This is a genomic window from Allobosea sp. 10L422, from assembly GCF_056395345.1.
This window is the reverse complement of sequence record NZ_JBFTJI010000002.1, coordinates 235,437-256,464: the sequence shown is the minus strand read 5'-3', so window position 1 is coordinate 256,464 and position 21,028 is coordinate 235,437. Positions and strand designations below refer to the sequence as shown.

The 21,028-nt window shown below is 62.7% G+C and carries 19 protein-coding genes; 8 read left to right on the top strand and 11 right to left on the bottom strand.

Going from position 1 to position 21,028, the window contains the following annotated elements; translation table 11 throughout:
• Positions 1-64: 64 nt before the first annotated feature.
• The 3 genes from AC1DEZ_RS05595 to AC1DEZ_RS05585 all read right to left on the bottom strand — a co-directional run bounded on the left by AC1DEZ_RS05595 (position 65) and on the right by AC1DEZ_RS05585 (position 3,078).
• Positions 65-1,399, bottom strand: coding sequence for a hypothetical protein (locus AC1DEZ_RS05595; RefSeq protein ID WP_476778958.1), 1,335 nt, complete (start codon positions 1,397-1,399; stop codon positions 65-67).
• 130 nt (positions 1,400-1,529) lie between these two features.
• Positions 1,530-2,591, bottom strand: a complete 1,062-nt coding sequence (locus AC1DEZ_RS05590) for a class I SAM-dependent methyltransferase (protein ID WP_441512110.1) — start codon at positions 2,589-2,591, stop codon at positions 1,530-1,532.
• A 97-nt stretch (positions 2,592-2,688) separates the two neighbouring features.
• A complete protein-coding gene (locus AC1DEZ_RS05585) occupies positions 2,689-3,078 on the bottom strand; it encodes an ArsR/SmtB family transcription factor (protein ID WP_441512109.1) in 390 nt (129 codons plus the stop codon).
• Between the two features lie 151 nt (positions 3,079-3,229).
• Between AC1DEZ_RS05585 and AC1DEZ_RS05580 the strand changes: the two genes are divergently transcribed.
• From AC1DEZ_RS05580 to greA, 3 genes are all read left to right on the top strand, one after another.
• Complete coding sequence (locus tag AC1DEZ_RS05580) at positions 3,230-4,456, top strand: MFS transporter (protein ID WP_476778957.1); 1,227 nt, start codon at positions 3,230-3,232, stop codon at positions 4,454-4,456.
• Positions 4,457-4,597: 141 nt separating this feature from the next.
• On the top strand, positions 4,598-7,945 hold the full coding sequence (gene carB / locus AC1DEZ_RS05575; RefSeq protein WP_476778956.1) for a carbamoyl-phosphate synthase large subunit: 3,348 nt from the start codon (positions 4,598-4,600) through the stop codon (positions 7,943-7,945).
• 104 nt (positions 7,946-8,049) lie between these two features.
• Positions 8,050-8,523 carry a transcription elongation factor GreA gene (gene greA / locus AC1DEZ_RS05570; protein ID WP_441512106.1) on the top strand — a complete coding sequence of 158 codons (474 nt, stop codon included), beginning with the start codon at positions 8,050-8,052 and terminating at the stop codon, positions 8,521-8,523.
• 120 nt (positions 8,524-8,643) lie between these two features.
• Here the strand turns inward: greA and AC1DEZ_RS05565 are convergent, their stop codons facing one another.
• A complete protein-coding gene (locus AC1DEZ_RS05565) occupies positions 8,644-9,255 on the bottom strand; it encodes a MarC family protein (RefSeq protein WP_476778955.1) in 612 nt (203 codons plus the stop codon).
• A 178-nt stretch (positions 9,256-9,433) separates the two neighbouring features.
• Between AC1DEZ_RS05565 and AC1DEZ_RS05560 the strand changes: the two genes are divergently transcribed.
• Positions 9,434-9,931 (top strand): hypothetical protein, encoded by a 498-nt coding sequence (locus AC1DEZ_RS05560; protein WP_476778954.1) that lies wholly within the window; start codon positions 9,434-9,436, stop codon positions 9,929-9,931.
• A 261-nt stretch (positions 9,932-10,192) separates the two neighbouring features.
• On the opposite strand, the gene AC1DEZ_RS05555 is transcribed toward AC1DEZ_RS05560, so the two are convergent.
• On the bottom strand, positions 10,193-10,657 hold the full coding sequence (locus AC1DEZ_RS05555; protein ID WP_476778953.1) for an Lrp/AsnC family transcriptional regulator: 465 nt from the start codon (positions 10,655-10,657) through the stop codon (positions 10,193-10,195).
• Between the two features lie 98 nt (positions 10,658-10,755).
• Here AC1DEZ_RS05555 and AC1DEZ_RS05550 point away from each other — a divergent pair, with 98 nt between their 5' ends.
• From AC1DEZ_RS05550 to AC1DEZ_RS05540, 3 genes are all read left to right on the top strand, one after another.
• Positions 10,756-11,745 carry a mitochondrial fission ELM1 family protein gene (locus tag AC1DEZ_RS05550; RefSeq protein ID WP_476778952.1) on the top strand — a complete coding sequence of 330 codons (990 nt, stop codon included), beginning with the start codon at positions 10,756-10,758 and terminating at the stop codon, positions 11,743-11,745.
• Positions 11,746-11,970: 225 nt separating this feature from the next.
• On the top strand, positions 11,971-12,975 hold the full coding sequence (gene trxB / locus AC1DEZ_RS05545; RefSeq protein WP_476778951.1) for a thioredoxin-disulfide reductase: 1,005 nt from the start codon (positions 11,971-11,973) through the stop codon (positions 12,973-12,975).
• Between the two features lie 477 nt (positions 12,976-13,452).
• Positions 13,453-13,962 (top strand): L,D-transpeptidase, encoded by a 510-nt coding sequence (locus AC1DEZ_RS05540; RefSeq protein ID WP_441512100.1) that lies wholly within the window; start codon positions 13,453-13,455, stop codon positions 13,960-13,962.
• Between the two features lie 30 nt (positions 13,963-13,992).
• Here AC1DEZ_RS05540 and AC1DEZ_RS05535 read toward each other — a convergent pair whose 3' ends face one another.
• The 6 genes from AC1DEZ_RS05535 to AC1DEZ_RS05510 form a co-directional block, all read right to left on the bottom strand.
• Positions 13,993-14,673, bottom strand: coding sequence for a hypothetical protein (locus AC1DEZ_RS05535; RefSeq protein ID WP_476778950.1), 681 nt, complete (start codon positions 14,671-14,673; stop codon positions 13,993-13,995).
• Positions 14,674-14,793: 120 nt separating this feature from the next.
• Entirely contained in the window at positions 14,794-14,919 is a 126-nt protein-coding gene (locus AC1DEZ_RS05530; RefSeq protein ID WP_441473303.1) for an ABC transporter, read from the bottom strand.
• Between the two features lie 238 nt (positions 14,920-15,157).
• On the bottom strand, positions 15,158-15,760 hold the full coding sequence (locus tag AC1DEZ_RS05525) for a protein-S-isoprenylcysteine O-methyltransferase (RefSeq protein ID WP_476778949.1): 603 nt from the start codon (positions 15,758-15,760) through the stop codon (positions 15,158-15,160).
• Positions 15,757-17,079, bottom strand: a complete 1,323-nt coding sequence (locus AC1DEZ_RS05520; RefSeq protein ID WP_476778948.1) for a hypothetical protein — start codon at positions 17,077-17,079, stop codon at positions 15,757-15,759. The genes AC1DEZ_RS05525 and AC1DEZ_RS05520 overlap by 4 nt, the downstream gene beginning before the upstream one ends.
• A 125-nt stretch (positions 17,080-17,204) precedes the next feature.
• Positions 17,205-17,969 (bottom strand): IclR family transcriptional regulator, encoded by a 765-nt coding sequence (locus AC1DEZ_RS05515; RefSeq protein WP_476778947.1) that lies wholly within the window; start codon positions 17,967-17,969, stop codon positions 17,205-17,207.
• Positions 17,970-18,377: 408 nt separating this feature from the next.
• The gene (locus tag AC1DEZ_RS05510; protein ID WP_441512095.1) at positions 18,378-19,343 is read right to left on the bottom strand and encodes a helix-turn-helix domain-containing protein; all 966 of its coding nucleotides are present in this window, start codon (positions 19,341-19,343) and stop codon (positions 18,378-18,380) included.
• Between the two features lie 612 nt (positions 19,344-19,955).
• Between AC1DEZ_RS05510 and AC1DEZ_RS05505 the strand changes: the two genes are divergently transcribed.
• Positions 19,956-20,957, top strand: a complete 1,002-nt coding sequence (locus tag AC1DEZ_RS05505) for an HAD family hydrolase (RefSeq protein WP_476779349.1) — start codon at positions 19,956-19,958, stop codon at positions 20,955-20,957.
• The last annotated feature ends 71 nt before the right edge of the window (positions 20,958-21,028 follow it).

Sequence of the window (21,028 nt, the reverse complement as noted above, 5' to 3'; positions counted from 1 at the left end):
TGAGGTCAAAGCCGGAGGACGGACGCGCCGGGCGAATGGCTTTTCACCCGGCGCGTCCGGTCCGTCAGCCCGCTTCGCTGCCGGCGAGATTGGCCGGCATGCCGCCGACCGGCATGTCGAGCCCCTGCTTCAGCGTGTCGAGATGGTATTCCCGGATGCGCCCACCGGTCGGATCGCTGACGAAGGCGCTGCCGCCGACCACGGCGAGGCCGGGCGTCGGAGTCTTCGCGCCAAAGGCGCAGTCGAAAGCCGGGACGGCATCGAAGGAGGCCAGTTCCTTCCAGGCCGGCGCAACCTCATAGACCCTCAGCTTGCCGTCGGCTGTGAGGTTCGCAAGCCGGGTGCCGGTGCTGCTTAGCTCGAACTGGCAGACGGCCTGTCCGCCCGGCACCGACAGCACGTCCTCGGCGGAGAGCGCCTTGGCATGCGGATCGATGCGCAGCAGCGCATCATAGGGCGCCTTCAGTCCGTAATTGCCGACGACATAGCGTCCGCCCTCGCGGGATTTGAGAGCGCTGGTGCGGCGCTCGTCGGGATAGGCGAGCTTTCGCGCGCTCCAGCCCGCCGTCTCGCCCTTGCCCGCTTTGGAAAGCACGAGGACGCCGCCTCCCTCGCCCTCGGCGCAACCGAATAGATGCCGTCCGCCGCGCGCCGGCGCATAGCCGTGATAGAGCTTGCAGGAAGCATCGGGCCGCGCCGGATCGTTGAAGTTTGCGATCCGCCTCCAACCGTCTCCCGTCGCGGACGACTTGGCCCGCTCAAGGATTTCGAAGCCGTTGGGCCGCGGCGAGGCCCCGCGGTCGTCGCCCCCGGCATAGGCGGGGTTGGGCACCGAGATCAGCCATTGCTTCGCGCCCAGCGGCACGGCGATGCCATGCTGCGGCGCCGGGCTTGGCCAGATCGTCATATCGGGCTTCGGCTTGGCAAGGCCGTCGATGGCAAGCATCACCACCTTGGGCTCGCTCTTGCCCTCCCAGGGTCGCAAGCCGTCATAGAACAGCCCGAGCTGGCCCTGCCCCGAGATGACATGGGCGGGCCGATCACCCGTCGTCATGAACTCGAGCAGCTTTGGCTCGGCCTTGGCGAGGTCGACATGGTCGCCATGCGATTCGGCCATCAACCCGGTGTCGAGGATGCGCAACGTGCCGGCCTCGTCGCCGGTCTTGACCACGACGTAGCGCCCCCCGGATACGCCTGCGAAACCCGGATTCGCCTTCGGAACGTCGAAGCTGTGCGTCACCTCGCCGCTGTCTAGGTCGAGGATGCGGATGACCGGCTTTTCGTGGTCGGCGAAGACGAGGCGCCCGCGCAGCACCGCATGATCATGCGCAGGGGCCGCGGAAGCGAGGAAGCAGCCGGCGAGGCAGAAGCCGGCTGCGACGAAGCGAGACGAAGACAAAGGGGAGCTCCAATCAGATATGCAATGATATAACATTGCACATTTGCGATCGCAGCTTCAACCCGCTACGACCGCGAGCGCTGGAGAGCCGTCCGCGACGCTTCGGACAGCGCCTCGCCGGATTCAGGCCTCAGGCCCGCACCTCGAACACCATGTTGAACGGCGTCTCGGTCGCACGACGGAAATGCGAGAAACCCGCATCCATCGCGACCTTGCGCAGCCGCATCTCGCCGGCCTGCGCGCCGAGGCAAAGCCCGACCTCCTGCGACTGCGAGGCCGGCGTGCAGATCATCGTCGATGCCCCGTAGAAGATCCGCCCGACGGGGTTGAGATTGTCCTTGAGATGGTCATGCGCGAAGGGCTCGACGATCATCCAGCTGCCGTCCCTCTCCAGCGACTCGCGCACATGCTTGCCCGCGCCGACCGGATCGCCCATGTCGTGCAGGCAGTCGAACATCGTCACGAGGTCGTATTTCCGCTCGGGGAAGTCCTTGGCGGAAGCGCGCTCGAAGACGATGCGGTCCGCGACCCCGGCTTTCTCGGCAGCCTCTCGCGCCCGCTCGATCGACGGTCCGTGATAGTCGAAGCCGTAGAAGCGCGATTGCGGATAGGCCTGCGCCATGAGGATGGTCGAGGAGCCGTGCCCGCAGCCGACATCGGCGACGGTCGCGCCCTGCATCAGCTTGGCCTGGACGCCCTCCAGCGCCGGAATCCACTCCGCCGTCAGATGCGCGTTGTAGCCCGGCCGGAAGAAGCGCTCGGTGCCCCGGAACAGGCATTGGCTGTGTTCATGCCAGCCGAGACCCGCCCCCTTGCGGAACGCCTCCTCGACCTTCGGCTCATCGACCCACATCGACTGGACGATCTCGAAGGCGCCGGCGAAGAAGGCAGGACTGTCTTCCTCGGCGAAGGCCATGGCCTGTTCGGGCGACAGGCTGAAGCTGTCGCTGCCTTCGTCGTAGTCGACATATCCGGCCGAGGCCTGGCCCGCGAGCCATTCGCGCACATAGCGCTCCTTGAGGCCGGTCTTCTCCGCCAGTTGCAGGGAGGTGACGGGCTCGCCATCGCCCATCGCCTTGTAGAGGCCGAGCTGGTCGCCCAGCACGATCAGGGCGCCCGTGACGGAGGCTCCGACGTCACCGACGAGACGTCCTACCAGCGCATCGAGTTTCTGAGGGTCGGCTGCACGCATGGCCATGCTCCTCGTGTTCGGGCGTGGCCGGTGCCGCGTCGCGATCCGGCTCGACGCCATCGCGGAAGAGAGGACGCTAAACCCGGATGGACCGCTGTCAACGGGGCGAAGTGGAACCCTGCGCCTCATCGCCGCCTGAAAGCCATTCGGGGCCGAGCCGCGGCAGGTCAGGATCGCGCCGCGCGGTCTCGATCACGCTGTCGATCAGCCCAGGAAAGCGCTGGTTCAGCTCGTCGCGCCGGATGCTGAGATAGCGTGACGTCCCCTCCACCCGCATGCGAGTGATGCCGGCCTCGCGCAGCTTGGCGAAGTGATAGGACAGCAGCGAAGGCGAGGCGAAGGCGGTGAAATGGCTACAGCGCGCCTTGTCGACCTCGCTGACATCGGCGAGCGCGACGAGGATGCCGAGCCGGATCGGATCGGCCAGCGCAGCGAACACGTCGGCGGGCGCGACATCCTCGATATCGGGATGAAAAACCGGCTTCATGACCGACGAGATAGGCGATCCCCGCGCTCCTGACAATATTCAACATTCATTGAAATTACCCTTGCGGCAATTGTCGGGCCGGATTAATTCAACGATCCTTGAATTTCGAAGCCTGACTCCGAAACAGCGATCATCCGCAAGGATCATTCCCATGGATACGCGCCTTCTTTCGCTTGCCGGCGGCGCCTTCGCCATCGGCACGGGCAGCCTGATCGTCACCGGCATTCTGCCCCATCTCGCCAACGGCCTGAGCGTCTCGGTCGACACCGCCGGCCTGCTTATCTCGATCTTTGCGCTCGCCTATGCGATCGGCTCGCCCATCCTCTCCACCGTTCTCGGCGACGTCGACCGCAAGGCCGTTCTGGTCGGAGCGATGGCGGTGTTCGGCCTTGCCAATCTCGGCGCCGCCTTCGCCAGCGACTTCTGGGTGGTGATGGGCGCCCGCATCGTGATGGCGCTTTCGGCCGGCGTCTTCATGCCGGCGGCGAACGCCGTCGCGGTGGCGGTGTCCGCTCCGGAGCGGCGCGGCCGCGCCATCGCGCTGGTCACCGGAGGTATGACGGTCTCGCTGATTCTCGGCATCCCGATCGGCACCGCCGTCGTCGGCTTCGGCGGCTGGCACCTCGCCTTCCTGATCGTGACACTGTTCAGCGCGCTTTCGCTGGCGGGCCTGCTCGTCAAGCTGCCGCGGGGCCTGCCGCGCGGCACCAACACGCTGCGCGAGCGCCTCCAGGTCGCAGGCCGCGGCGACGTGCTGCTGGCGTTGGCCACGACCATGCTGTGGACCACCGGCGCCTTCGTCCTCTACACCTATATCGCCCCCTTCCTGACCAACCACGCTGGGATCGTCGGCCCCTGGCTCGCTGCAACACTCGTCGTTTCCGGCATCGGCTCGGCCATCGGCAACCAGCTCGGCGGCATAGCCAGCGACCGCTTCGGCCCCGAGCGCACGCTCACCGTGGTGCTGACTGTGCTGGCTGCGGCGCTGCTCGCGGCTTCGCTGATCGCCTTCAGCCTGCCCCCTGAACTGGCGATCTGGCCGATTCCCTTCGTGCTGCTGATCTGGAGTGCGGCGGGCTGGGCCGGCCATCCCTCGCAGATGTCGCGGCTCGCGGCGATGGCGCCAGACGCAGCCGTGGTCGCGCTCTCGCTCAACGCCTCGGCACTGTATTTCGGCATCGCGGCCGGCGCCGCGCTCGGCCAGCAAGTGATGCGCCATGCCGGCACCTGGCCGCTCGGCTTCGTCGGTGCCGCCTGGGAGATCGCGGCGCTCGCCGTGCTCTTCATCGCCATGCGGCGCAAGCGCCGGTTGGAGCGTCGCTCGCCGCGCCCGCTGGAGATCGATCTCGCCCTTCCGGCACCGCGGCCTGTGCGTTGAGCAAGGACCGAAGCGCTTTTAGCTTCCTTCCGCCGCCTTGCCCGTCTATAGCGAGCGCCTAGCATTCATTCAGACGCTCGCCAGGCCTCCGCTCGCCCGATCGGACCGGCCTTGCGCGCGCCCGCAAGACCGGTCGAGATCATGCCCAAGCGCACAGACATCAAGTCCATCCTGATCATCGGCGCCGGCCCCATCATCATCGGACAGGCCTGCGAGTTCGACTATTCCGGCACCCAGGCCTGCAAGACGCTGAAGGCCGAGGGCTACCGCATCATCCTGGTCAATTCGAACCCGGCGACGATCATGACCGATCCGGACCTGGCCGATGCGACCTATGTCGAGCCGATCACGCCCGAGATCGTCGCCAAGATCATCGAGAAGGAGCGCCCCGACGCGCTCTTGCCCACCATGGGCGGCCAGACCGCGCTGAACTGCGCGCTCTCGCTCAACAAGAAGTCGATCGTCCAGCCCGATGGCAGCAAGATCAGCGTGCTCGAGAAGTTCGGTGTCGAGATGATCGGCGCCACCGCCGAGGCCATCGACAAGGCCGAGGACCGCGAGCTCTTCCGCGAAGCCATGACCAAGATCGGCCTGGACACCCCGCGCTCGCACCACATCAAGACGCTCGGCCAGGCGCTCGACGCGCTCGAGGACATCGGCCTTCCCGCCATCATCCGCCCGTCCTTCACCATGGGCGGCACAGGCGGCGGCATCGCCTACAACAAGGGCGAGTTCATCGACATCGTCGAGCGCGGCATCGACGCCTCCCCCACCAGCGAGGTCCTCATCGAGGAGAGCGTGCTGGGCTGGAAGGAATACGAGATGGAGGTCGTCCGCGATAAGAAGGACAACTGCATCATCGTCTGCTCGATCGAGAACTTCGATCCGATGGGCGTCCATACCGGCGATTCGATCACCGTCGCGCCGGCGCTGACGCTGACCGACAAGGAATACCAGATCATGCGCGACGCCTCGCTGGCGGTGCTGCGCGAGATCGGTGTCGAGACGGGCGGCAGCAATGTCCAATTCGCGATCGATCCTGCCACGGGGCGCATGATCGTCATCGAAATGAACCCGCGCGTCTCGCGCTCGTCCGCTCTCGCTTCCAAGGCGACCGGCTTCCCGATCGCCAAGGTCGCGGCGCGGCTGGCCGTCGGCTACACGCTCGACGAGATCGAGAACGACATCACCGGCGGAGCCACCCCGGCCTCCTTCGAGCCGACGATCGACTACGTCGTTACCAAGATCCCACGCTTCGCCTTCGAGAAGTTCCCGGGCTCCGAGCCGACGCTGACCACGGCGATGAAGTCGGTCGGCGAGGCCATGGCGATCGGCCGGACCTTCCAGGAATCGCTGCAGAAGGCGCTGCGCTCGCTGGAAACGGGCCTCGACGGGCTCGATGAGATCGAGATCGAGGGCTTCGGCCATGGCGACGACCGCAACGCCATCAAGGCGGCGATCTCGATTCCGACGCCGGACCGCATCCTCCACGTCGCCCAGGCCATGCGCTTCGGCTTCAGCGACGAGGAGATCCACGAGAGCTGCAAGATCGACCCCTGGTTCCTCGCCCAGATGCGCGAGATCGTCGAGACCGAGGAGAAGATCCGCAAGTTCGGCCTGCCGCAGACACCCGGCTCCTTCCGCCAGATCAAGGCGATGGGCTTCTCGGACAAGCGCCTCGCCGCGGTTGCAGGCAAGACCGAGGCCGAGGTCAGGGCGCTGCGCAAATCGCTCGACGTCCGCCCCGTCTACAAGCGCATCGACACCTGCGCGGCGGAGTTCGCCTCGCCGACCGCCTACATGTATTCGAGCTATGCCATGCCTTTCGCCGGCAAGGCGGCGGATGAGGCCAATCCTTCCGATCGCAAGAAGGTCGTCATCCTTGGCGGCGGGCCGAACCGCATCGGCCAGGGCATCGAGTTCGACTATTGCTGCTGCCATGCCTGCTACGCTCTGCGCGACGCCGGCTACGAGACCATCATGGTCAACTGCAACCCGGAGACGGTCTCGACCGACTACGACACCTCCGACCGGCTCTATTTCGAGCCGCTCACCGCCGAGGATGTGCTCGAGATCCTCGAGACCGAGAAGCAGAACGGCACGCTGCACGGCGTCATCGTCCAGTTCGGCGGCCAGACCCCGCTGAAGCTCGCGAATGCGCTGGAAGAGGCGGGCATCCCGATCCTCGGAACTTCGCCTGACGCGATCGACCTCGCCGAGGACCGTGACCGCTTCAAGCGCCTGCTCGACAAGCTGCATCTCAAGCAGCCGAAGAACGGCATCGCCTATTCGGTCGAGCAGTCCCGCATCATTGCCGGCGAACTGGGCCTGCCTTTCGTCGTCCGCCCCTCCTACGTGCTCGGCGGGCGCGCCATGGCGATCATCCGCGACGAGGTGATGTTCGAGGACTATCTGCTCGGCACSCTGCCCWCGCTGATCCCCTCCGAGGTSAAGGCGAARTATCCSAACGACAAGACCGGCCAGATCAACACAGTCCTCGGCAAGAACCCGCTGCTGTTCGACCGCTACCTATCGGACGCCATCGAGGTCGATGTCGACTGTCTCGCGGACGGCAAGGACGCCTTCATCGCCGGCATCATGGAGCATATCGAGGAAGCCGGCATCCATTCCGGCGACTCGGCCTGCTCGCTTCCGCCGCGCTCGCTCTCGGCCGAGACCATCGCCGAGCTCGAGCGCCAGACCAAGGCGATGGCGCTCGCGCTCGATGTCGGCGGGCTGATGAACGTGCAATACGCCATCAAGGACGGCGATATCTACGTCCTCGAAGTGAACCCGCGCGCCTCGCGCACCGTGCCCTTCGTCGCCAAGGTCATCGGCCAGCCGATCGCCAAGATCGCCGCCCGCATCATGGCCGGCGAGCCGCTGGCGGGCTTCGACCTGAAGCCGGCCAGCCTCGACCATGTCGGCGTCAAGGAAGCCGTCTTCCCCTTCGCGCGCTTCCCGGGCGTCGACGTGCTGCTCGGGCCCGAGATGCGTTCGACGGGCGAGGTCATCGGCCTCGACCGCTCCTTCGACACGGCCTTCGCCAAGAGCCAGCTCGGCGCCGGCTCCAAGGTTCCGGTCAAGGGCACGGTCTTCGTATCGGTGCGGGATGATGACAAGCCGCGCATCGTCCCGGCCGTCCGCATCCTGGCCGATCTCGGCTTCCGGATCGTCGCGACCGGCGGCACGCTACGCCTGCTGCAGGAACAGGGTATCGATGCCGCGCGGATCAACAAGGTTCTGGAAGGCCGGCCGCATGTCGTCGACGCGATCAAGAACGGCGAGATCCAGCTGATCTTCAACACCACCGAGGGTCCACAGGCGCTTGCGGATTCCCGTTCGCTCCGTCGAACAGCCCTCTTGCACAAGGTGCCCTATTATACCACCTTGGCCGGAGCGATCGCTGCGGCGGAGGGCATCAAGGCCTATTGCAGCGGCGATCTCGAAGTACGATCGTTGCAGTCATACTTCGAACGCGCTGCCTGAGACAGGCTGTTCGTGGCGAACGAGGATTGAGCGGAAGCGCGGAAACGCCGGCGGCTGATTTGCCGCCGGCGAACTGCGCTTTCGGAGCTTATGGAACGGAAAGAATGGAAAAGGTTCCGATGACCGCTAGCGGCTTCGCTGCTTTGGAGGTGGAGCTGAAGCAGCGCCAGCAGGTCGAGCGTCAGCGTATCATCACCGCGATCTCCGAGGCGCGCGCCCTCGGCGACCTGTCGGAGAACGCCGAATATCACGCGGCGAAAGAAGCACAGTCGCTGAACGAGGGCCGGATCCTGGAACTCGAATCGCTGATCGGCCGCGCCGACATCATCGATGTCAGCAAGCTCGGCGGTGATACGATCAAGTTTGGCGCCACCGTCAAGCTGATCGATGACGATACCGAGGAAGAGAAGAGCTACCAGATCGTCGGCGAGCCGGAATCGGACGTCAGGTCCGGTAAGGTCTCCATCGGCTCGCCGATCGCGCGCGCGCTGATCGGCAAGAAAGTCGGCGATTCCGTCCAGGTCAACACGCCCGGCGGCGGCAAATCCTACGAGGTCGTCAGCATCGCCTTCCGCTGAGCTCAGCCTCCCCGCAGAACGCACCATGCTCGCCCTCGTGGCGAGCATTTGTGTTTCGGGCCCAGCCTGCGATGGCGACTCAAGCGCTCGGAATGAATCCGGGCACGACGCACACGGTCGTCATCCCGTCACGACGATCCTTACCGCCTTGATGATGCCGTCCACCGCGACGCTCGCCAGGATCAGGCCCATTACGCGGCTGATGACGCTGGCACCGGCATTGCCGATCACCGCGATGATGCGCGAGGCGCAGAACAACAGCCCGACCAGGACGACAAAGATAATCGTGATCTGAAGCACGGTCTCGGCCTGCTCGGCGATGCTGAATCGCGAATTGTCGGTGACGGTCATCACCGTCAGCATCGCGCCGGGGCTGGCGATGCTCGGGATCGCGAGCGGATAGACCGCTTTCTCGAGATCCGAGGAGCTCAGCAGCTTCTGATCCTCATCGAGCTTCGATTCGCCGAAGATCATCGTCAGAGCGAACAGGAACAGCACGATGTTCCCGGCGATCTGGAAGGAGCTCAGCTCGATATCCATCGCCGTCAGCAGGATTTGGCCCAGCACGACGAAGAACAGCAGCACGATGAAGGCGACGAGCGATCCCTGAAGGGCGATGCGACGCGCCGCCGCAGCGCCGAGCCCTGCGGTGACGGCCAGGAATACCGGTAGGGTCCCGATCGGATCGATCACCACCCAGAGCTTCACGAATTCCGTCAGCCAGCGTTCCATCGAATCCCCCAGCGATTCTGACGCCCATAGAGCATGCCGAGACGATGGCGACTATGCTGCCTACCCGCGACACGCCTTGGAAACCAAGATCGAGTGAAGATGGCGCGCGGGCCCGCAGCCATGGAATATCGCAGCCGCGCGCCTACATTGATGTGACAAGCCTTCGGAGACCCCGGCCATGATGACGCGTCGACTTTTTCTGGCTTCCTCGCTCGGTGCCGCGGCGTTGACTCTCGTGCCCCGCAAAGCCTCGGCGCAGGCCGTGCCGATCGGCTCGATCAAGATCCAGTTCTCGCCAACCGTGACTCACGCCTGGGGCGCGAACGTTGCCATCGTCAAGAGCGAGCTCGAGCGCACGCTCATCGACTTGCTCGGACCGTCGTTGCAGCGCGGCGCCGGCACATCCCTCGTCGTCAATGTCAGCAGTATCTGGCTGGCGAGCTTCGCCGGCGGCGGCGGCGGCGGCAAGCCATCCGATGGCGGGGGTTCCAACGACTATCTGGAAAGCATCGCGACGCTCTACGATCGCAACGGCCGCGAGCTCGCCAGCTATCCGATCATGTCGACGGAACTGTCCGGCGGGGCCGGCGCCTGGTATCGGCCGGACATCGATCAACTCCGTCTGAAGGCGCTCGCCCGCAACAACGCCTACTGGATCAAGCGCTACATCGGCTGAGCGCTCAGAGCCCGTTTCGAAACTCGCTGCGGCCAGTCAGATGGCGGTGTTTTCGAGAACCGGAGCGCAGCGGACATTAGATCAACCTGCCATTGGGCAGAATCGCCCAATGGCAGAAAAGTTGATCGATTCTAATACCTTAAGCATGATGTTCTCGAAAAAGTGGAAACCACTTTTCGGCAGCGTGCTCTGGTCCGCGGGCACCGGACGCGCAGCCAACGCCGTCAGATGGCCGCTGCAGCAGAGTTTCGAGACGGGCTCTCAGCCGAAAGGCACGATCGGCTCGTCCTTGACCCGGTCGAGGGCGAGCGCAGTGCGGACGTTGCGGACATTCGGCATGGCCGTCAGTTCGCCGACGAAATCCTGGAAGGCCTTCAGATCCGGCGCCACGCATTTCAGCGCGAAATCGATGTCCCCTGACAGCGTCCAGCATTCGCGCACCGCAGCCCATTCGCGGATGCGGCTCTGGAATGCCGCGAGATCGGCCTCGGCCTGGCTCGCCAGATGCACGAAGGCGAAGCAGACCACCTCATAGCCCAGCTTTCGCTCGTCGAGATCGGCATGGTAGCCGCGGATCAGCCCGGCTTCCTCCAACGCCCGGACACGGCGCAGGCAAGGCGGCGGCGAGATGCCGACGCGGCTGGCGAGCTCGACATTGGTCATGCGCCCATCGGCCTGGAGCTCGCGCAGGATGCGCAGGTCGATATCGTCGAGTTTCGGACGCACGAAGATCCCCGAAGGCAAAGTATCCTCAAAGAAAAGCCGGGCTGGTGTAGACGGCAGCGACGGGCGATACAAGGCGCATGCCGCGGACGCAGACAGCCATGCACGAAAATCCGACGCCGACCGTCTGGGTCCTGAGCGACGGCAAGGCCGGCGACGAGTTGCAATGCCTCGGCGTGGCCGAGCGCCTGGGTGCCGCCCCGGAGATTCGCCGGGTGAAGCCGCGCAAGCCATGGGCCTGGCTGATGCCGCGCGGCCCGATCGACCCGCGCGAGGCGCCGGATCGGCCGGGGAGCCCGCTCAGCCCGCCCTTTCCGGAGATCGCGATCGCCTCGGGGCGGCGCGCCGTCGCTTATCTGCGCGCCCTCAAGAAGGTCTCGAACGGCGCGACCTATACCGTCTTCCTCAAGGACCCGCGCACCGGCCCGGGCACCGCCGACCTGATCTGGGTTGCCGGGCATGACCGGCTGCGCGGCGACAATGTCCTCGTCACCACCACCTCCCCTCACCGCCTGACGCCGCAGAAACTCGCGGCTGCGCGCGCTGCTCCGCCCCCCGCGATCGCCGGACTGCCGCATCCGCGCGTCGCCGTACTGGTCGGTGGCGACAGCCGCCATCACCGCTTCACGCCTGCCGACATCGAGCACTTCACCGGGCAACTCGACGCGCTGGCCCGCTCGGGCGCGTCCCTGATGGGCTCGCCTTCCCGGCGCACCTCCCCCGCATTGGCCACCGCCGTCGCGGCCGTCTTCGCCCGTCACGGCGGCTGGTGGTGGGATGGCTCGGGCGCGAACCCCTATCTCGCGCTGCTCGCCAATGCCGACGCCGTCGTGGCCACCGCCGATTCAACCAACATGATCGGCGAGGCAACCGCGACGGGCGCACCGATCCTGGTTTTCGAGCCGCAAGGCGGCCATCCGAAGATCGCGGCGCTGATCCAGGCGCTGGAGCGCGAGGGCGCTGTGCATCGCTTCTGTGGACGCCTTGAAGGCGAGGGCTATCAGCCGATAGACTCCACACCCGTCATCGCCGATGCGATACGGCGGGGCTGGCAACGCCACAGGGCCGCTTTGGGGCTCGGAGCGGCATGAGTCCGAAGGGTCTTGTTTCTGCGCCGCGCCGCCGTATCTGACGGATCGAGGCTGCGGCCCGGCCGCAGGAGAGGAACTGAGACGATGGCCTCATACCCACGCCCGCGTCATGGCCATCGGCTCCGGCCCGGCCGCCCGATCGCCCGCATCGCAGGCAGTCGCGGCAATCCGACGTATGCTCTCAAGGCCGCCTGATTCCAGCAGCTACCTTTACGGGTTTCATTGATGTCGAAGACTCATCACACCAAGACGCTCATCATCGGCGCAGGTCCTGCCGGCTACACCGCGGCGATTTACGCAGCGCGAGCCAGCCTCAAGCCGATGCTGGTGACGGGCATGACACCGGGTGGCCAGCTCACGATCACAACAGACGTGGAAAACTACCCTGGCTTTGCACACGCCGTGCAGGGGCCTGATCTGATGGAGCAGATGCGCCAGCAGGCGGAGAATGTAGGAACGCAGCTCGTCTACGATCTGATCGTCTCGGTCGACCTCGCGGCCAATCCAAAGAAGGCGATCGGCGACTCCGGCGATATCTATCTCGCGGATACCGTGATCATCGCAACCGGAGCCCAGGCGCGCTGGCTAGGCCTCGAATCGGAAAAAGCCTTTGGCGGCCATGGCGTGTCCGCCTGCGCGACCTGCGACGGCTTCTTCTACCGGGGCAAGGAAGTCGTGGTCGTCGGCGGCGGTAACACGGCCGTCGAAGAAGCGCTCTATCTGACCAACCATGCCAGCAAGGTCACCGTCGTCCACCGGCGCGACAGCTTTCGGGCCGAGAAGATCCTCCAGCAGCGTCTTTTCGCAAATCCTAAGGTCGAGGTGATCTGGGACCACGCAGTCGACGAGATCCTCGGCACCACCGACCCGCTGAAATCGGTCACCGGCGCAAGGTTGCGACATGTGAAGACCGGAGAGCTCAGGGAAATCGCGACTGACGGCGTTTTCGTCGCAATCGGCCACGATCCTGCCACCAGCTTGTTCCGGGGCCAGATCGATATGGACGAGACCGGTTATATCAAGATCGCACCATGGTCGACCAAGACCAGCCAGAAGGGCGTGCTCGCGGCGGGAGACGTGGCCGACCCCACCTATCGCCAGGCCGTCCTTGCGGCCGGCATGGGTTGCATGGCGGCTCTGGAAGCCGAGAAATACCTGGCCGAGCACAGCTCGAATCCCGAGGTGGCCGCCGAAGAGAAGCAGCATTCCGAGATGATCGAAGCCTGGTGAGTTGAACTTCCCTGACCGCGCCCCGCAATGCCGGCGTGGTCGCCACAAGATCCAACGTGGATCGCGACGATCGCGCCCGGGCCTTCGCGCCTAGGCGAGATCGCTTTGGCGGATTGCGCTCGTTTCCACGGCAAAGCTTCCCGATGGTCCGGATGCGGCTTCAAGCCCTCGCGATCGGGGCCTCGCGGCCGATGGCGGCGTCGCGCTCGATTGCCGGTTGCATCAGTCCGGCCGCATCCGAGAAGAAGATCGGCTTATCCTGGCCGCCTGTCCCCGAAGCCGCCAGCAGGCCGCTCCATCAAGCCGGAAGACAAAAGCGGTCGCAGGTGAGTTGCGCCATGCATCATTTCGTAAATGCACTGCAGCATATGTTTCTGAACGCTCTGTCTCTCACTTGAGATGAGCGCGGTTCTAAGCGAAGTTAGATAGGCAGCGCTACCGAGCCGCGTGAGAGCCTGACTGTGCAGGGTGAGTGACATGCGAATTGGCTGGACGACAGTGTTGGCACTCTCTTTAGCCGCGCCGCTGGCGCCTTCGCCCGCAAGTGGCAGAGAAGTCGTCAGCTATAATGGCACGGAAGGGCCTGGCTCTATCGTCATCCGGACAAAAGACCGACGGCTATACCTTATTCTGGAAGATGGAACGGCCATCCGATATCGCGTAGCGGTAGGGAAATCAGCGAAGCAATGGCAAGGAACCGTTCGGATTGAAGGCAAATATGTCGAGCCAGCCTGGTCTCCGCCGGACGAAATTAAGCGCGACAACCCAAATATACCCGATGTCATAGCGGGAGGTTCTCCGCGAAACCCCATGGGTGCCCGTGCAATGACGCTTTCCGGCGGCGGGCAATACGCGATACACGGAACGAACAGGCCCGACTCCATCGGGACTTTTGCGTCTTATGGATGCATCCGCATGCTGAATGACGACATTATCGACCTGTTCGGTCGTGTCCCGGTTGGAACCCCGGTCATAGTGGCTAGATAACACGAGAAACACCTCGTGTTTCGAACGGATCTATTGACCGCTATGCGATGAGAATTGCGGCTCCGACATTTTACGGCTGTTGAGATCGCGAAGACTGGAGATATAATCCGCCGGGTACAGCAGCGTATTATCCGGCGCTCTCATTCCCATGAAAGTAGCGACCTCGCCAACCCAGCGATTGCAGTTATAAAGCACGGCATGCCACATCGTGGCAGTCCTTTGCTTTTGCTTGATATAAGCTAGCACCCGCCGGTACTGAGCCTCATCGAGCAATACGCGAAATCGGTTGGAAATGTACTGATCTTCCGTGTCGCCGTCGCTGGCTCCGGTTTCTGCCGGGACCGGTATGACGTGCCCGGCCGACCAGAGCTGAGGCCCCTCTCCCGCGGGGTGGAGGCCAGCGACTTGATCCGCAGTGACCGGGCCGACCTCACCTCTCGCGTTGAGGCGTCCATGAACCAGGAATGTGTGCCCATAGCTCAAGGCGTAGCGGGAGCGAAACTCGACGAAATATTGCGCTCTCTCGCGCGGTGCGTATGGCGATCTCGGCGCCGACACCGTTCGCGTCGTCGATGCAGTAGCCTGGCTCCTGCTCTCGCCCGATTCATGATCGCGCGCGGCCGCTACACCGCTACCAAATACGAGCAGAATGCTCGTTAGGCCACAAGCGAAGATCCAGGAGCGTATTGGAGGGTTTTTGGCGAACCGCATCGCAAGCCTCCGATCAAGCTTCAACGTGCCAGCGACTGCGCCTCAGTAATCCGAACGCCGCACGCGCCGCACCAAAGGAGAAAGCGGCCGAGTACTCGACCGCTTTCCTTATAGATAATGCTAACCCTTGGTTACGATGGGGGCAGCAGCGGGAGGCGGAGCCTTCCCCTTACCCTTACCGATGGAAGCACACCCGCCAACGCTAATGAGTGCAACAGATACGGCCAACACTACGATCTTTTTCATCGGTTCGCCCTCGGTTAAACAAGCCCACTTTGAGGTCAGCGCAATCATTAGCCTAGTGCAACTGCGCAACATCGTGCCGAAAAATACAAGTCGTCGTGTGGCACCTGCCCATCATCTCAGATGCCATAAGCAATTTCAATTGACAAAAATCCATTAGCTGCGGGACGACGATTTATGGTTGCCAAACAACATGAAGACGGCCGCCCTGGCCGAAGAATCCGCGCTCCATGGCAACTCGTCAGTGGGGAGGATGAGCGCTATTCAGACGTGGCACAACCCGGCCGGTACGATTGATGTAATCCTGGTACTGCTTGCCGAACGCCCCGCTCATGAGCCTTTCCTCCTCCCCGACACGAAAGAAATACAGCGTCCCGAAGCCAATGAGTCCAGCCGGACCCGAAATCCAATTAGGTAAAAGCAGCGCCTGCGCTATGGCCCATAACCAAAAGGCGCTATACATCGGGTGACGAACGTAAGTATACACTCCGCTGGTTACTAACTTGTGGCTCTCTCGAAGATCGAGGGAGACAGACCAGTTGCGCCCCAAAGCGCGGTGAGTCAGGTAAAACAACAGCAATGACGCGGCTGCGAGAAACGCCCCTGCCCAGGCCAAGGTGGGCTGGAACGCGTATTTCGCAAACCGCGGAAACCCGAATGCGACATAGGCAAAAGGCAGGATCCCCAAACCCGTAAAAGAGATGCTCAGCAGGATGCGTTCCTTGATTCCGCGCGCTGACCGGGAAACAGGCGTCCGACGAGAACGCCGCTCGTGCGGAATGCGGATGATGTACCAACCAATTGCGAGAACCAGATAGATCGCCTTGGCAACGGAAAGGGTCATAGCTTCACGACCCCGGCGGCATCGAGATCGCCTGAAAGCTCAACTGATTCGATCAGTTGACCGTCTGCGTCGAATAAATCCATCACACCTCGCTCCGATCGCGCGCTCTGCTCCGCGGAGATCGGGCCGCAGATCGACATGAAGTAATCATAAGGGGCCCGCCGATCGTTGGCCCTCACAAATTGACAGTGCATTTTGTACCAGTTCCTGCGGATTCTCGGATAACGCTCCGGGGCGATCATCCGTCGGATGCTGACATTGCGAACCATTGGAGAGCCGGTGGCAGGCAGCTTCAAATCTCGCAGCAGGTCCGCGCCATAGAAGTTCATCACATCGGAACGAGCGCGGTAATCCGCCCACACAACGTCCGGATTCGAGCTGACACGCCCGACCGCCTCGCGAAATCCGCTTGCAGCGCGGTGGAGGCCAATTTTGAGAATGGAAGCCCCGACCGAAAAAAAGGCCAGCTTCCGGCTTACCCGGCGCTCGAGTTGAAGCTTCGTGGCGCGATCAATGAGATCGACAGCGAGCACGGCGCCCAGACTGTGCCCGACAATAAGAACCTCATCCACCGCCTCGCTTTGAGCGTTGGCGGCGATATCCGCGGCGACCCGCTGCAGGCGGCCGTCCAAAATTTCATTGCCAAATCGGATATAGTGACGCGAAAAAATCCAATCATCCAGCAATAACCCAAGATATAACAAGCGATCAGACATGTATAGCAATAAACAAACAACCAAAAATAAGACAGCCAAACCAAAAAATACACTACCGACAATCTTCGACACCAAATAAAATGAACCGATAGCGAGCGCGATAATCGACATCAATATCACGAACGGATAAATGAAAAACATCGCGTAACGCCAGCTTGATCGAAGATATCCTACGAACGCTCCTGCACTCAAAAAATCGAAAAAGGCCGCCGCCCCCGGTATCAAGCGTCCCCATGTCGGCCCTGCGACCGATTCAGCTATCAGATCATCCCACCGAACCAGACGAACTTCGGTTTCGGTGCGCCAGTTGGGGCCCGCTGCAGACACCTGCCATGTCGCGAGATCTGGCTCCGCTGTCAGCTCAGAGATCGTCGTGCGCACATTCCAGGCGCGTTCGAAGCGCTTCAATTCCTTGGCGAAACGTTCGAACACGGCCGATGGCGGGGCCGGGTCATAGCCACCAACATGGTACACGCGACGCTTGAGAACCCGAGTCTCACTCGCTCCAGGCTGATTTTGGCCGCGTTGTTCCGCTCCATGATCCTGAAGATCGGTCCTATGTGGAGCAGGCGTCATCTCTTGGAACCCGAAGTCAAGACTCATTCCACTGCAAACGCGGCGAGGTCACCCGTAGGATTGCACCGGTTGAGATCATCACCATCTCGCCCCGGCGTAAAACACGAACGATTCATAGCTCGCTCGGCCTTTTAAATACGGCGACAGCGCCTTTACCCCTTATAGGTCGTTGCAGCTCGTAAACATTGCAGCTCACGCGAAATCCTGTCGGCGGCCTCCAGAATGTGTTCTGCCATCGCCGGAATGACTTCGTCGGTCAATCGGCTCGACGAACCCGATATGCCGACTGCTGCGTGGATTGCCCCGTCGGCGCATCTGATCGGCGCCGCCATCTCGCATCTCGCGCTGTCGCCGCCGGTCCAGTGAGCAGCATATCCTTGCGAGCGGATCGCCTCGAACTCGCGTCGAAATGCGCCGGGATCACCCTGTGTTGGAGCGGCGGCAAGCGCGCTTTTCTCTAGTTCACCAATCACATCGAGGGATTGGAAAGCGAGAATGGCCTTCCCTGCCGCGCAAGCGAGGGCCGGCACTTTTGTTCCAACCTCGAACTCCGCCCCCATTGGCCCAGGCACGTTAAATCCGGCCGCGACGACAATCTCCGTATCCGCAATGATTGCCATACACGCCGACTCGCCGGTGCTCATGACAAGCTCGGAAAGATGATGATCCGCAACACGTGTTAGATCGGCCGTGGCCTTCGAGCAGAATCCCAGGCTCCATAATTTTGGCGACAACGTTACGATTTCGGAAGCCTGAGATATCGAGATATAGCGTGTCGTTTCGAGTATCCTGAGCGTCTCTTGAACTATTGCCTGATCGAATCGCGTCTGAGAGCTGATTTGATCGATGGTCTTGGGATGCTTACTTCCAGCTAGAGCTTCAAGGACGGCCATTCCGGCTTCAAATGATACGTTCATGATCAACCTCATGACATTAAGATGGTTGAGAGCCTATGTCCGCTTTCTCAAAGCCACGATACCGGCGCTTGCGCGAACACGGCATCCGGCAACTCAACGTCTACGCACGGATACGCGAGGTGGTCAGGTGCGATGAATACTGATCCGATCGCCAGCCCAAGGCCAGCGCAGATCAAGCTGTTCCCCCAATTTTTTGCCGCAGCGCTGTCCGTGAACTCGCGGATCCGCTGTGGCGCTATCGGAGGCAAGGGACGGCACCCATCCGACCGTCGACGATTGCAGCCTTTTCAACCGCACGCAGTGCGCGCGGGTCGCTACCCGTTCAACGGGGATGCGCTTTTCGTTGGGCCGAACCGCGGGCAAGCCGTGTCCGCACAATTGGGAACGAAAGATCAGCCGCTTCCGGCACTAGCCAAACTGCATGGATGGCACGCAAGATCGAACACCGGCGTTGAGCCCCGCGAGCGTGGCTGATGGCGCTTCACCGAACAATCGTCGGTAGTACGCAGCGAATTTCCCAAGTTCCGAGAAGCCACATTGAGTGGCCGCTTCGGTGACGCTTTCTCGTCTACTGACAAGACGGCGACGCGATTCGTTCAGTCGATAATTTCGAACGAACTTTGCCGGTGGCATGCCCGTTAGACTGACGAAAGCCCTATGGAGCGTTCGCCTCGGAATGGCGAGTTCGGCACAGATGCTGTCTATCCCGCTGCCCCGTTCGATGCTCGACCGCGTGAACTCGATAACGTCGTTGACGATCTTCCGATCTCTTGTCGGGTCTCTTCTGGAATCCGACGTTTCCGGATCGAGTCTGGAGAGATATGCACCTAGAAACCGGTCGCGCACTTCAGCTGCGAAATTTGGGCAGGAGAAGCGCTCCGGGCTGTGCTGCAAGAAGTTCGAAAGAATGCGGCCGACCCAGAAGGCGCGCTTTCCGTCGGCAATGATGCCCTCGGACTGCAACTGTTTGCGGCCCAGCCGGAATTCGTTCTGATCCGCGAACGCGGCCAATCGATCTTCAGACAAGGCTAAGGTCAGATACTCGGCCGAGCCCTGATAGAGTGCCGTCTGCGGGCTTCCAGCCGGGAAGAAGCCAAGATCGCCGGATTCCACCTCGCTTGCCCAATGCGTCACGGGCCGCATGCACGACAGCAGAACACCTAAAACGACGCGGTCCGGCGACAGCGGGCCCTCCAGGTAGAAATCCCCCGCGACCCTGCCGAACGAGAGAACGGCTCCGTCCAAATCTGCGACGAGGAGCGAACCATGAATGCCCGCGGCAGAAAGTTGCGTCGCGCGGACCTCGGCGCCAGCGATCGGGCGCTGGAGCGCTTCGATGTTGTCGAGAACAGACTGGTGAACCGCATCCACCATCGGCGTCCTCCATTGGCAGAAATGGCATAGCCAACTTTCCGCAACAGATTATGGTCGCGATACGGCCGGATGTCGACGGCATTCAATATTGGACGATAGTTTCAGCAATATCTTCGAAGTAATTGCGGTCAGCATGCTGATGGCTGGGTGCGGAGAACTGATCGTCTCGCAAGCTCACGAAACGGAGATCAAAAGGAATTTCCGATGCGCTCGTCGGCGTTAGGCATGTGCCTTGCTGCGCTTTTTCGCTGTGGCTCCTCGCCGCTGCCGCACTTGTCTGCGCAATCGACAGGCGCAGATAGGCTCGCCAGGCAGCTCGCAAATCCGGTCCCGGACCTGATCATGTCATGGCCGGCAGTTGGACGGCGAAAGCGCACGGGAGCGACGCGATAGCCGTCCGCGGGACTGCCGCGTACAATACGAAAGCGGGCGAGGTGTCGGTCTCCGCGCGGGTCAAGATCTACAGGCAGTTCGATGCCTGCATTTGGCAGGAAGGAGCCGAGGACTTTCCGACCTGCCGTTGCCGCTCGGCGCGGAGCAGCCGAGCACCGCCAAGACGATCGACGACCGGAAGGCCCCGCTCTCTGTGCTTTATGTGCGTTGGAGGGTTTCATGAAGGGTATCACGAAACTCATTGCGGTTTTGACGCTGGCCACTGCGGCCCTCACGACGAGTTGGGCATCGGCGCAGCCGGACCCGCTGCCTGGGTGGAATGACGGCAAGTCCAAGGCCGCAATTCTGGCGTTCGTTCGCAAGGTTACTCTGGAGGGCGGACCCGATTTTGTGCCGCCAGCCGAACGAATCGCGACCTTCGATAATGACGGGACGCTTTGGGCCGAGAAACCGATCTACTTCCAGGCGCAGTTTGCCCTTGACGAGATCAGGAGCCAAGCCGCGGCGACACCCGCGCTGAAATCCAAGGAGCCGTTCCGGACCGTTCTCGCGGGCGATCTGAAGGCGCTGATGGCTGATGGCAACAGGGGCCTCGGCCTGGTTCTCGCGCGTACCCATTCCGGCATGACGACACAGGCCTTTTCCCGCTCGGTCGCCGAGTGGTTGGAGACCGCGCGTCATCCGCAAACCAAGCGCCGCTATACGGAAATGGTCTATCAGCCACAGCTCGAATTGCTGGCCTATCTGCGCGCAAACGGCTTCAAGACGTTCATCGTTTCGGGCGGCGGGGTCGAGTTCATGAGGGTGTTCGCGGACAAGGCCTACGGGATCCCGCCCGAACAGGTCGTCGGCTCGTCCGGCGTCGTCAAGTTTCGTCTGGGCAAAGACGGGAAGCCTGAACTGATCAAGGAGGCCAAGGTCGAGTTCGTCGACGACGGCCCGGGCAAGCCCGTCGGCATCAATCGCTTCATCGGCCGTCGTCCGATATTCGCATTCGGCAATTCCGACGGCGATCTCCAGATGCTGCAATACACTGTCGGCGGCAGCGGCCCGAGGATGGCGTTGATCGTCCACCACACCGATGCCGAGCGCGAATGGGCCTATGATCGCAAGTCCGAAGTCGGGAAGCTCGACAAGGCGCTTGACGAGGCCGCGGCGAGGGGCTGGACGATCGTGGACATGAAGAACGACTGGAAGACCGTTTTCCCGCCGCCCCCGTGACGTCGGCCGCCGACATCGAGCCGGGCGCTCTCCGCCCCCGGCTGGCTTGCTGCGGCTGGAGCCCCGCTGTT

Excerpts from the sequence above, each read along its gene's own strand:
- AC1DEZ_RS05590 (WP_441512110.1), bottom strand. The coding sequence starts at position 2,591 with ATGCGTGCAGCCGACCCTCAGAAACTCGATGCGCTGGTAGGACGTCTC.
- AC1DEZ_RS05585 (WP_441512109.1), bottom strand. The coding sequence starts at position 3,078 with ATGAAGCCGGTTTTTCATCCCGATATCGAGGATGTCGCGCCCGCCGAC.
- AC1DEZ_RS05580 (WP_476778957.1), top strand. The coding sequence starts at position 3,230 with ATGGATACGCGCCTTCTTTCGCTTGCCGGCGGCGCCTTCGCCATCGGC.
- greA (WP_441512106.1), top strand. The coding sequence starts at position 8,050 with ATGGAAAAGGTTCCGATGACCGCTAGCGGCTTCGCTGCTTTGGAGGTG.
- AC1DEZ_RS05565 (WP_476778955.1), bottom strand. The coding sequence starts at position 9,255 with ATGGAACGCTGGCTGACGGAATTCGTGAAGCTCTGGGTGGTGATCGAT.
- AC1DEZ_RS05560 (WP_476778954.1), top strand. The coding sequence starts at position 9,434 with ATGATGACGCGTCGACTTTTTCTGGCTTCCTCGCTCGGTGCCGCGGCG.
- AC1DEZ_RS05550 (WP_476778952.1), top strand. The coding sequence starts at position 10,756 with ATGCACGAAAATCCGACGCCGACCGTCTGGGTCCTGAGCGACGGCAAG.
- trxB (WP_476778951.1), top strand. The coding sequence starts at position 11,971 with ATGTCGAAGACTCATCACACCAAGACGCTCATCATCGGCGCAGGTCCT.
- AC1DEZ_RS05540 (WP_441512100.1), top strand. The coding sequence starts at position 13,453 with ATGCGAATTGGCTGGACGACAGTGTTGGCACTCTCTTTAGCCGCGCCG.
- AC1DEZ_RS05535 (WP_476778950.1), bottom strand. The coding sequence starts at position 14,673 with ATGCGGTTCGCCAAAAACCCTCCAATACGCTCCTGGATCTTCGCTTGT.
- AC1DEZ_RS05530 (WP_441473303.1), bottom strand. The coding sequence starts at position 14,919 with ATGAAAAAGATCGTAGTGTTGGCCGTATCTGTTGCACTCATTAGCGTT.
- AC1DEZ_RS05525 (WP_476778949.1), bottom strand. The coding sequence starts at position 15,760 with ATGACCCTTTCCGTTGCCAAGGCGATCTATCTGGTTCTCGCAATTGGT.
- AC1DEZ_RS05520 (WP_476778948.1), bottom strand. The coding sequence starts at position 17,079 with ATGAGTCTTGACTTCGGGTTCCAAGAGATGACGCCTGCTCCACATAGG.
- AC1DEZ_RS05515 (WP_476778947.1), bottom strand. The coding sequence starts at position 17,969 with ATGAACGTATCATTTGAAGCCGGAATGGCCGTCCTTGAAGCTCTAGCT.
- AC1DEZ_RS05510 (WP_441512095.1), bottom strand. The coding sequence starts at position 19,343 with ATGGTGGATGCGGTTCACCAGTCTGTTCTCGACAACATCGAAGCGCTC.
- AC1DEZ_RS05505 (WP_476779349.1), top strand. The coding sequence starts at position 19,956 with ATGAAGGGTATCACGAAACTCATTGCGGTTTTGACGCTGGCCACTGCG.